A 10428-nucleotide genomic window follows, 5' to 3' on the forward strand; every position below is an offset into this window, starting at 1 on the left:
AATTTCTTTCTATAATATTAATTGTAATCCATCAGCTTTTATTTGACCAAAATTATAAAGTAGATTCTCTCTTAATCAATGCGGTTTTAAGTGTAATGATTTTTGGTACTTTAGGTTTATTCTTTTTAAAATCTTTAATTTCTTTATACAACTGTTTAAAAGCAGCTTTCCCCATTTTGAAACCTGGCTGGTCTATAGTTGTAAGAGTTGGAGATATTACTGATGACATGAACCAATTGCTAAACCCCACAATGCTAATATCTTCAGGGACTTTAATACCTTGTTTGTTAAATTCTGTCATTGCACCAATGGCTACTAAATCTGTATTTATAAAAATCCCGTCAACATCGTTGTGATCTTTCAATAGTTGTTCTGCATTTTTTTTACCTTCATCAAAACTTTTATCTCCACATTCACATATATAAACCAATGATGAATCGTAGGGTAAATTATTATCTAATAATGCTTTTTTATAACCCAGAAATCTGTCTATAGAATTTTTAGGTATAAGTGCTCCTCTAAAATGAGCAATACGTTTGCAACCAATATCTATTAAATGTTGTGTTGCCATATACGCGGCTTTCCTGTCATCAATTATAACTTTAGAGCATTTTACAATATTGGCTACCTTATCAAACATAACTAAAGGTTTGTTTTGAGCTATTACTTCGTTTAAGTGAATATAATCAGCAGTATCATTTGCTAATGAAATAAGAATGCCATCAACACGTTGTCTTAATAATAAATCGACTTGCTTTCTTTCCAATTCGTACGATTCATTAGATTGGAGGATAATAACTAAATAACCTTTTTTCTCAGCTTGAGCAACAATACCTTTAATGACGTTTGAAAAAAAGTGATGAACAATTGCGGGAATTATTAGTCCAATTGTTTTAGATTCTTTGGTTCTTAAATTAACAGCAAAAGTATTTGGTTTATAATTTAAAGTTCTTGCTAGTTCTCTTACCTTTCCTCTTGTTTTTTTACTAACGTCAGGATAATCTTTTAGTGCTTTTGAAACCGTAGTAATAGAAATATCTAGTTGTTCAGCAATTTCTTTTAAGGTGACGGGCTTCATAAAATATTAATATTAAAGCATAAATATAATAAAAATTTGAAAATCGAAAACGTTTTCGGTTAAATCGAAAACGTTTTCGATTAAAAAAATGAAAATTTAAACTTATCATTAATATAGATTTGGTAAAAATTAACTACTTAAATTATTATATAACTAAAAAAACAAAAAATGAGAACAATTAAAAAAAATGGATTTTTATTGATTGTGATGCTACTATCTGTTAGTACACTTTTTGCACAATCTATTTTAGGAAATGTTAAAGATGAAACAGGAATGCCAATACCAGGTGTTAATGTTATTTTAGATGGAACAACTAAAGGAGCGGTTACAGATTTTGATGGAAATTATTCCATAGAAAATGTTGATGATGGAACTTATACATTATCTGCAACTTTTATCGGGTTTGCAAAATTTTCAAAAAGTGTTACTGTACAGGGTTCAGACGTTACTGTTAACATTACATTGAGTGAAGATGCAGCGTCCTTAGACGAGGTAGTTGTAACGGGGGTTGTAAATCCGAAATCAAAATTAGAATCAAGTGTATCTGTTTCTACAATGAACGCAAAACTAATTGAACAAGCTTCTCCACGTTCCTCGGGTGAACTATTTAGAAATATTCCAGGCATACGTGCGGAATCTTCGGGTGGTGAAGGAAATGCTAATTTTAACGTTCGAGGTGTACCTATTTCTTCTGGTGGATCACGATATTTTCAAATTCAGGAAGATGGTTTACCATTAAACTTATTTGGTGATACATCTTTTGGTAACGCTGATAACTATTTAAGAATTGATTCTAACGTTGGTAGAGTTGAAGCAATAAGAGGTGGATCTGCATCTACACAAACTTCTAATGGGCCGGCTGGTATAATCAATATGATTAGTAAAACAGGTGCGTCAGAAGGAGGATCTGTTGGAACTACTTTTGGTTTAGATTATCAAACTAGTAGATTAGATTTTGAATACGGAACTTCAATCGGAGAAGGTTTAACTTATCATATTGGTGGGTTTATGAGAGCAGGTCAAGGGCCAAGAGACATTGGTTATCAAGGTAATAAAGGTGGTCAGTTCAAAGCTAATATTACCAAAAAATTTGAAACAGGACATATTCGAGTGTTTGCTAAGTTTTTAAACGATAGATCTGTAATGTATTTGCCAATGCCTATGTTATTAGAGGGCGATAACTCAAATCCTACATTTTCTAATTTGCCTGGTTTTGACATCACTACAGATGCAACACAATCTGCTTATTTACAACAAAGTGCTGGTACTTCACCTTTTAACGGAGAAAGACATGTTAATGATGTAAGAGACGGGAATAATCCTGTTTCAAAATCTTTAGGTGCTGAATTTTCATTTGAATTACCGAAAGATTGGAAAGTAACAGGTAAGGCCAGGTATTCTAATAATAGTGGAGAATGGGTTGCCCCATTTACGGCTGCGGTTGGTACGGTTTCAGAAATACGTGGAACTTTAACTAGCGATGGCGATCCTGATTCCCCTGGTGTACAATCAATTTTAGGAAATTTTGACTCACCGGCTGATATACCCGCATTAGTTTACGCTGACGGAAATAGAGAAGCTTTTTCTCCCTCAAATGACTTGGCTCAAATTATACACATGTTTGATGTTTCTGTGAATGACTTAAGTAACTTTTTTGGTGATGTAAAAGTAACCAAGAAATTAGGTGACAATTTTGGGCTTACCGCTGGATTATTTACTGCAACTCAAAATACAAAAATTGGATGGCAATGGAGTTCTTTTCTTTCTGAAGTTAAAGGAGGAGGGGATGCAAGATTAGCAGATTTTGATGGTTTCTCTAGAGGTGGCCAATACTCTTATGGTACTCCACTTTGGGGTAACTGTTGTCAGCGTAAATACAATACTGTACATAATGTGTTATCTCCTTATGTGGGTATAGATGCTGATATAACGGACAAATTGAATTTTGACGGTAGTGTGCGTTTTGAAAATGTGCGTGTAAATGGAAACATTCAAGGAGGCCCAACTAGTCAAGGTAATTATGATTATGATGGTAACGGTACTATTGAAGGTATAGAAACTTCTGTGCCTGTTATTATTGGTAATGCTGGTCAAATTGTAGATGATAAATATAACTTTGTTTCTTATTCTGCAGGACTTAACTATAAACTTAGTGACCGCGGAGCTATATTTGCAAGGTATAGTTCAGGTGCTTCTGGTAGAGCTCCAGATAGAAATAACTACGGAACTGATGGAACCGCTGATGTTCAATATGACGAAGTTTCACAACTCGAAGTTGGATTCAAAAAAAGGTTCAATATAGGTGTTCTTAACTTAACAGGGTTTATGAGTAATACCGACGAAGGTCTAAGTAATGAGTTAAATCGATCTGTTGGAAATCCATTTAAAGCTCTAGGTTTAGAGGCGGAAACGGTTTTATCCTTTAGTGATAACTTATCACTTAACGGCTCTTTTACTTGGACAAAGGCAGAAATTGACGGTGGTGATAATAAAGGAAATACTCCAAGAAGACAAGCAGATTTCGTTTATAATATATCTCCATCTTATAATTTTGGTAGCGATAAGCAACATGGTTTTGCATTAAGTGTTTTGGGTACATCTAAATCTTATGCCCAAGATGATAACCAATTAGTAATGCCAGCATATGCATATTTCAATTTAAGTGCAAGAGCTGGATTAACGAAAGGTCTTTCTTTAGTATTAAGCTTGAACAATATGTTTGATGCTGTTGGTATTACGGAAGTTGAAGGTAATGGAGATGGTGCTTTCGGTTCAAATCGTTTAGTAAGAGCAAGATCAATTAGTGGCCGCTCTTCAACAATATCTTTACGATATAATTTTTAAAAATATTTGAGTTAGTTTATTAAAGAGTTGGGAACTTATAAAAATTTCCAACTCTTTTTATTCCTTAATTTAATCAATATGAGAACATTCATTTTTTCGATAATACTAACTTTCACTTTTAATACGGTCAGCTTAAGTCAAGAATTAGATTCAATTTCAGAGGTTTCAACGGCTAAAAATGTAAATAAAATGACAATATACGGAAGTGATACATGTCATTACTGTCTTGACACGAAAGCATATCTAAAAGAAAGAAAAATAGATTTTATTTACTTTGATGTAGATTTAAATCTTGTGAAACAAAAAGAAATGTTGGTAAAACTTCAAAAAGCAGGCATTGCGGTAGATAATGTATCATTACCTGTGGTTGATTTTAATGGTGAATTATTTATGAATAATGGTGATTTTGATACTTTTCTTGAAAGATTAACACATAAATAAACATAAGATGTTACAAAAACCAAAACTAAGTTTCTGGCAAATTTTTAATATGAATGTTGGGTTTTTAGGAATTCAATATAGTTTTGGTTTGCAGCAAACCGCTATTAATCCAATCTTTTTGTATTTAGGAGCACCAGAAGATATGTTGCCAATTTTAAACATAGCTGGTCCAGTAACTGGATTGATCGTTCAACCTATTATTGGTGCAATGTCGGATAAAACTTGGTCGGCTCGATGGGGAAGAAGAAAACCTTATTTTTTAATTGGTGCGTTACTAGGTAGTTTGTGTTTATTTGCATTTCCTCATAGTCCCGTACTTTGGTTTGCAGTTGGTTTACTTTGGATTCTTGATGTAGGAAACAATATGGCAATGGAGCCTTATAGAGCGTTTGTTGGAGATAAACTACCAGAAAAGCAACTTAGTTTAGGCTTTCAAATGCAAAGCCTGTTTGTTGGTGCTGGTATTTTATTAGCTAATGGCTCAATTGTTTTATTTCAATATTGGTTTGGAGGAGAGTCAGTTGAAGAAGCAGGTACTATTCCACAATGGTTGTATTACTCCTTCTTTATAGGTGCTTTTTTATCGCTAACAACAATATTATGGTCGGTTCTAAAAACGCCCGAAATCCCACCTTCCGATGAGGAATTAGCTGAAATCAATGAAATAAATAGCTTACCATTTAGTCAACGTATTTCAAAACCGTTTGTAGAAATTGTTGATGCTATAAAAAAGATGCCAAAGTTTATGTGGAAAATAGGTGCAGTATATCTATTTCAATGGTATGCCCTTTTTATCTATTGGCAATTTACAACACCCTTGTTTAAACTTACAATGGGTTATACGACATCAGAGGCGGCATCACAAGCTGCGAAAATGAGTTTAACTTATAATATAGTGACAATGGTTATCGCACTTGCCTTGGTACCGTTAACGCTACGTTTTGGAGGTAAGAAGATTTACGCCTTGAGCTTATTGGGTACTGCAACTGCGTTGTTTGCCATATCTTATATTTCAGACCCGACTTTGGTGCTAATACCAATGATATTATTTGGTATTGGTTGGGCAGCAATGATGGGTATTCCTTACACTATGGTATCTAAAGTAGTTCCACAAGATAGAAGAGGCGTTTATATGGGAATTTTGAATATGATGATTGTTATTCCAATGGGCATAGAAACCTTAACCTTTGGCCCTATTTATAAGTATCTGTTGGGTGATAATGCGGTGAATGCAATGTTATTTGCTGGGGCGTTTTTCTTCATAGCAGCAGTATTGGCAATGCGACTTAAAGAACCCAAACCAATTGAGGAAAATTAGAATTTACCTATTTCAAATGGTGGTGAACATTTATTTTATAAGCGTTCAAACAAATTTAATCAAAGTTAGATCGATTAAGAAATTTTATTATTTTGAAAAAAGATATAGATATTTTATGTGTAGGTGAAGTACTTGTTGATTTCATTGGGCATCAAACAGAAGTACTCATCAATAATACAAGAGATTACCACAGATATTTAGGCGGATCTCCTACTAACGTTGCTATGAATTCAGCAAGATTAGGGTTAAAATCTGTTATGGTAGCTACAGTTGGTGATGATGGTTTTGGCGAATACATTTTTGAAAGACTTAACGAAGTTGGCGTAAATACGAATCACATAAATAGAATCAATAACAAACCTACAAGTGTCATTTTTGTGTCTAGAACTGACGGTACTCCAGATTTTATTCCGTTTCGCAAAGCTGATTCATTTATTATAGAAGATCAAATTTCGAATGATTTACTTTCAAAAACGAAAGTATTCCACACAACCTGCTTTGCACTAAGTAAAAACCCAGCACAGTCAACAATATTAAAAAAGGCAGGAGAGGCATTTAATTTAGGGTGTAAATTGAGTATCGACGTAAATTATGCCAAAAAGTTATGGAACAGTCAAGAAGAAGCACTTCATATAATTAAAGCCTATTGTAAGTTCAATCCATTAGTGAAAATTAGTGAGGATGATATGCTTAGGCTTTTTGAGCAGAAACTGTCTCATGAAGAGATATTTAATTTTTTCCATTCAGAAGGAGTGGATATAGTTTGCTTAACACTTGGGAGTAATGGTGTTAAATTATCGGAAAGAGGGAAAGAGATCATTCAATTACCAGCAATAAAAATTGATATAGTTCAGGATGCAACTGGGGCGGGTGATGCTTTTTGGTCTGGTTTTTTATTCGCTTATATAAAAGAAAAACCAATTGAAAAGTGTTTGGAAATGGCGTTACAACTCGCAGCGTTAAAGCTTCAAAATGTTGGCAGGCTACCAGACAACATCAATATATTATCAGAACTTTTATAACTCTGAAGCGATGGGTCAAGATTCTAAAATTAGTAACGGTGTTATGCTAAATGCATATCCGGACAGTATTGGTGAAAAACTAAGCGATACTATTTATATGCTTCAAATGCCGGCCTTTAAGAACGTATTTTCTTTATTTTATGTTCTTCCAACCTTCTTTAATAGTGATTTAGATAGAGGTTTTTCAATAATTGATTACAACCTAAATGAGGATTTAGTTTCTAAGGGAGATTTAAGGGCATTGGAAAAACTCGACATTCTGTTAAAATTTGATATTGTATTAAATCACCTATCGGTGGCCTCGCCCCAATTCAAAGATTTATTGGAAAACGGAAGTCAATCAAAATACAAAGATTTTTTTATCAATTGGAATACCTTTTGGGAGGGAAATGGCATTATGGGAAATGATGGCGTTATTATTCCCAAAGAAGAATTTCTCAATAAATTATTTATGAGAAAATCAGGACTCCCTATATTAAAAGTGCCTTTTTCAGATGGTACGGGAAAACCATATTGGAACACCTTTTATCAGCAAATTACCTATCATAAAATAAGTTTTGATGATTTAACTGAAATTGAAGGATTAAATGTAGAAAGAGCCGAAATAATTTGTAATAAAGTCAATTTAGCAATTGAAGAGAATAAAGATATTTACGCCATCGATTTTGAGGATTACAATCATTTAAAAAGTAAAATATTACACGTGGTTAATCAAAAACGTTCGTATTTAGGGCAAATGGACGTGAATGCGAAATCAGACTTGGTTTGGGATTTTTACGAAGAAACACTTCAAAAAGTAAGTGATTATGGCTGTAAAATTTTAAGATTGGATGCGTTTGCTTATTTACATAAGGAAATTGGCCAATCTAACTTTTTTAACAAACCTGGTACTTGGGAGTATTTAGAAAGAATAAAACAAATAGCAACTAAAAATGATTTAATACTTTTGCCTGAAATCCATGCAGAATATGGATTGGGAGTTCATGATGAAGTTGCCAAAAAAGGCTATTATATTTACGACTTCTTTTTACCGGGGTTAGTTATTCATACCCTTGAAAATGCGAATAATAAGGCATTATTAAAATGGGCGAAAGAAATTATTAGTAATGGATATAAAACAGTAAACATGCTTGGATGTCATGATGGAATTCCTGTTCTAGATCTTAAAGGAAAAGAAGTTAATGGCAATTACAATAGGGGTTTGTTGGAAGATAATGAAATAGAAGCTATTATGAATAAAATTATGGAACGTGGAGGGAGAGTTAAGAACCTATACGATCCATCGGGAAATAAGATTTCATATTATCAAATAAATGCAACGTTTTTTAGTGCCTTAGGTGAAGATGAAAGAAAATTATTGTTAGCAAGAGCCATACAGCTATTTATGCCTGGTATTCCACAGATTTGGTATTTAGACTTATTTGCGGGAAAAAATGATTACAAAGCAGCGGATAAACCAGGAAGTGGAGGCCATAAAGAAATCAATCGTACTAATCTTAGTTTGTCTGACATTGAAAAAGGACTGAAGACAGAAATTGTATTAAATCAACTTGAATTACTAAGATTAAGAAATACTTCTAAGGCCTTTTTAGGAGAAGTAATTATAAAGGACTCCTCTATAGATGAAATAGATATCTTATGGTCTCTTAAAAACAATTCTGCACAATTAAAAGCTAACCTCAACACGTTCAAATTTGAAATATGTTATACAGAATCAGGGGTGGACAAAACATTGATTTTTTAAAATTTAATATTATTAATAAGGTCTCTAAACAATATTAAATTTTACAATTAAATTAAAAATGAGTACAACACCAGTCAATAAGAAAGATAAGACACTCGTAATTCCTCCTCCTTATAATCGCAAATTTGAGAATGGTATTCGTCACCCATTGCTTTATCTTTGGGACGCTTGGTCATATGTGGAAGGGGATATGATTCATCTTTATTGTTTGGCTATTTCACGATTTAAACCAGATGGTACATTACTTCAACCTATGGAACGTAATGGTTTTCCGTTTCACATTAGGCATTTTACTTCTGATGATTCAGGGAGAAATTGGAAAGATGAAGGATGTTTTTTAAAATCAGAATTATGGTCAAAAAAACTTAATTGCAACACTGTTTGGAGCGGTTCAATCGAACCATTAGCTGACGGTAGAAAGTTAGTTGCATTTACGGGACTTGAGAGTGTTGATTCTAGTCGTAATTTTCTCCAAAACATTGTTTTAGGGGTCACCAATAATGGTTACAATATCGACCAAGTTTCAGATATCGCTTTATCGTCTCCTCTCAGAGATTGGAAAGAAATCACTAAAAAAGGTTATTATTTAGATGTGCCAGAAAAACTTGGTAATAATAAAGGAGAAGATGGTGGACCAATATTAGCATGGCGAGACCCTTTTATTTTTGTTGATAAAGATGAAAAGATAAACCTTTTTTGGGGAGGCAAAATCAGTCCTAAAAAAAGTGCCTTGGTTAGGGCAGAATTAAAAAAAGATCAAGAATTTTATCGAATAGAAAAATTATTCCCTCCTGTTACTGTTCCAGATGGGAATGAATTTACCCAATTAGAACTTCCAAAGGTCTTGTATGATAAAGAAGAAGATTTATATTATCTTGTTATTTCTACTTGTAATAGGTTGTATGAAGGGCAATTTGATGATGAAGTTGACAAGGGAGTAAGACTATATAAATCTGATTCTATTGACGGACCATGGACGATATTAGGAGAAAAAATTCTTGGTTCTGAAAATTTATTTGGCCCTACCGTGTTGAAGACCGACTTCGAAAATAACCGATTGTTATGTATAGCTCCATATACAGATGCCGCTGAAGATAATCTCAGCCTTACATTTTCGCCAGTTTTTTATATCTCTCTTGATAACCTTAACGTGGAGTTTGTTTGAATTTAATTCAATGTGAAAGTAGGGTGATATCAGGTACAGCACAGGTACAACAAACCCTCAAAATTCTATAAATGGATTCAAAAGAGACGAGAAGCCTGTCCCGAGCAAAGTCGAGGGGAGTCTCTCCGCCTGTACTTAATAAGAAAGCTCTCAATTTTGAGGGCTTTTTTTGTTAATGCCTATAATTAGAACCTAGGTTTAACTAGGCAATAATGTTCTCAAGATATTTTGATGCATAATCATAGCCAATAATATATGCCTTTTCTATACCTTTTTTGTCCAACACACCAATATATTCTAAACCTGTAGGTTTAAATAGAATATCGGGGATATTAAATTTGTTGACAGAATTGGAGTACAGCATCAATGAATTTGCCCTACTGGTAATTTCAAAAGAGTTTTTAATCATAGATGGGTTTAATTTAGTAACTGAAGTAGTATAAGACCCTATAATAAAATCGGTTTTTTCAAGTAAAGGCTCAATCGGGAAATTGTTCATAATACCGCCGTCCGCATACAAATAACCATCTATACGAACGGGGCAAAATACAGGTGGCAAAGCTGCTGAAGCCAACAGAGGTTTTAATAATTGGCCGCTTGAAAAATGACAACACGTACCTTCGTGCAAATTTGTGGCAACAATATGCAGCTCCTTTTTGAGCGATTCAAATGTATTTGTAGGAAAATAGTTTCTAATACCATTTCTGATTTAAAAATACTCAAAAAATGTTTTAGTGTATAATTGATAACTGGTGATAGATTTTATAAGTTCAGGAGTTAGTTGGTTTACCATCTCAGTAATTTTATCTTGTAGCG

The 10428-nt window shown here is 33.5% G+C and carries 8 protein-coding genes; 6 read left to right on the forward strand and 2 right to left on the reverse strand.

The features are described 5' to 3' along the window. Positions 1-52: 52 nt before the first annotated feature. The gene (locus UMM65_RS11630) at positions 53-1078 is read right to left on the reverse strand and encodes a LacI family DNA-binding transcriptional regulator (protein WP_321976728.1); all 1026 of its coding nucleotides are present in this window, start codon (positions 1076-1078) and stop codon (positions 53-55) included. Positions 1079-1246: 168 nt separating this feature from the next. Between UMM65_RS11630 and UMM65_RS11635 the strand changes: the two genes are divergently transcribed. The 6 genes from UMM65_RS11635 (at position 1247) to UMM65_RS11660 (ending at position 9612) form a co-directional block, all read left to right on the forward strand. Beyond that, positions 1247-3922 carry a TonB-dependent receptor gene (locus UMM65_RS11635; RefSeq protein ID WP_321976729.1) on the forward strand — a complete coding sequence of 892 codons (2676 nt, stop codon included), beginning with the start codon at positions 1247-1249 and terminating at the stop codon, positions 3920-3922. A 78-nt stretch (positions 3923-4000) separates the two neighbouring features. After that, positions 4001-4363 (forward strand): glutaredoxin family protein, encoded by a 363-nt coding sequence (locus tag UMM65_RS11640; protein WP_321976730.1) that lies wholly within the window; start codon positions 4001-4003, stop codon positions 4361-4363. A 7-nt stretch (positions 4364-4370) separates the two neighbouring features. Continuing rightward, positions 4371-5681, forward strand: a complete 1311-nt coding sequence (locus tag UMM65_RS11645; protein WP_321976731.1) for an MFS transporter — start codon at positions 4371-4373, stop codon at positions 5679-5681. An 89-nt stretch (positions 5682-5770) separates the two neighbouring features. Further along, the gene (locus tag UMM65_RS11650; RefSeq protein ID WP_321976736.1) at positions 5771-6703 is read left to right on the forward strand and encodes a carbohydrate kinase family protein; all 933 of its coding nucleotides are present in this window, start codon (positions 5771-5773) and stop codon (positions 6701-6703) included. Positions 6704-6713: 10 nt separating this feature from the next. After that, the gene (locus UMM65_RS11655; protein WP_321976732.1) at positions 6714-8447 is read left to right on the forward strand and encodes an alpha-amylase family protein; all 1734 of its coding nucleotides are present in this window, start codon (positions 6714-6716) and stop codon (positions 8445-8447) included. A gap of 58 nt (positions 8448-8505) precedes the next feature. Continuing rightward, positions 8506-9612 (forward strand): glycoside hydrolase family protein, encoded by a 1107-nt coding sequence (locus tag UMM65_RS11660; RefSeq protein ID WP_321976733.1) that lies wholly within the window; start codon positions 8506-8508, stop codon positions 9610-9612. A gap of 202 nt (positions 9613-9814) precedes the next feature. Here UMM65_RS11660 and UMM65_RS11665 read toward each other — a convergent pair whose 3' ends face one another. Then, positions 9815-10321, reverse strand: coding sequence for a patatin-like phospholipase family protein (locus UMM65_RS11665; protein ID WP_415859563.1), 507 nt, complete (start codon positions 10319-10321; stop codon positions 9815-9817). Positions 10322-10428: the final 107 nt, after the last annotated feature.

Source organism: Aureibaculum koreense (genome assembly GCF_034296135.1).
Taxonomy (GTDB): domain Bacteria; phylum Bacteroidota; class Bacteroidia; order Flavobacteriales; family Flavobacteriaceae; genus Aureibaculum.

Bases quoted from the DNA above. Each gene is read 5' to 3' on its own strand.
- UMM65_RS11630 (WP_321976728.1), bottom strand. From the start codon at position 1,078: ATGAAGCCCGTCACCTTAAAAGAAATTGCTGAACAACTAGATATTTCT.
- UMM65_RS11635 (WP_321976729.1), top strand. From the start codon at position 1,247: ATGAGAACAATTAAAAAAAATGGATTTTTATTGATTGTGATGCTACTA.
- UMM65_RS11640 (WP_321976730.1), top strand. From the start codon at position 4,001: ATGAGAACATTCATTTTTTCGATAATACTAACTTTCACTTTTAATACG.
- UMM65_RS11645 (WP_321976731.1), top strand. From the start codon at position 4,371: ATGTTACAAAAACCAAAACTAAGTTTCTGGCAAATTTTTAATATGAAT.
- UMM65_RS11655 (WP_321976732.1), top strand. From the start codon at position 6,714: ATGGGTCAAGATTCTAAAATTAGTAACGGTGTTATGCTAAATGCATAT.
- UMM65_RS11660 (WP_321976733.1), top strand. From the start codon at position 8,506: ATGAGTACAACACCAGTCAATAAGAAAGATAAGACACTCGTAATTCCT.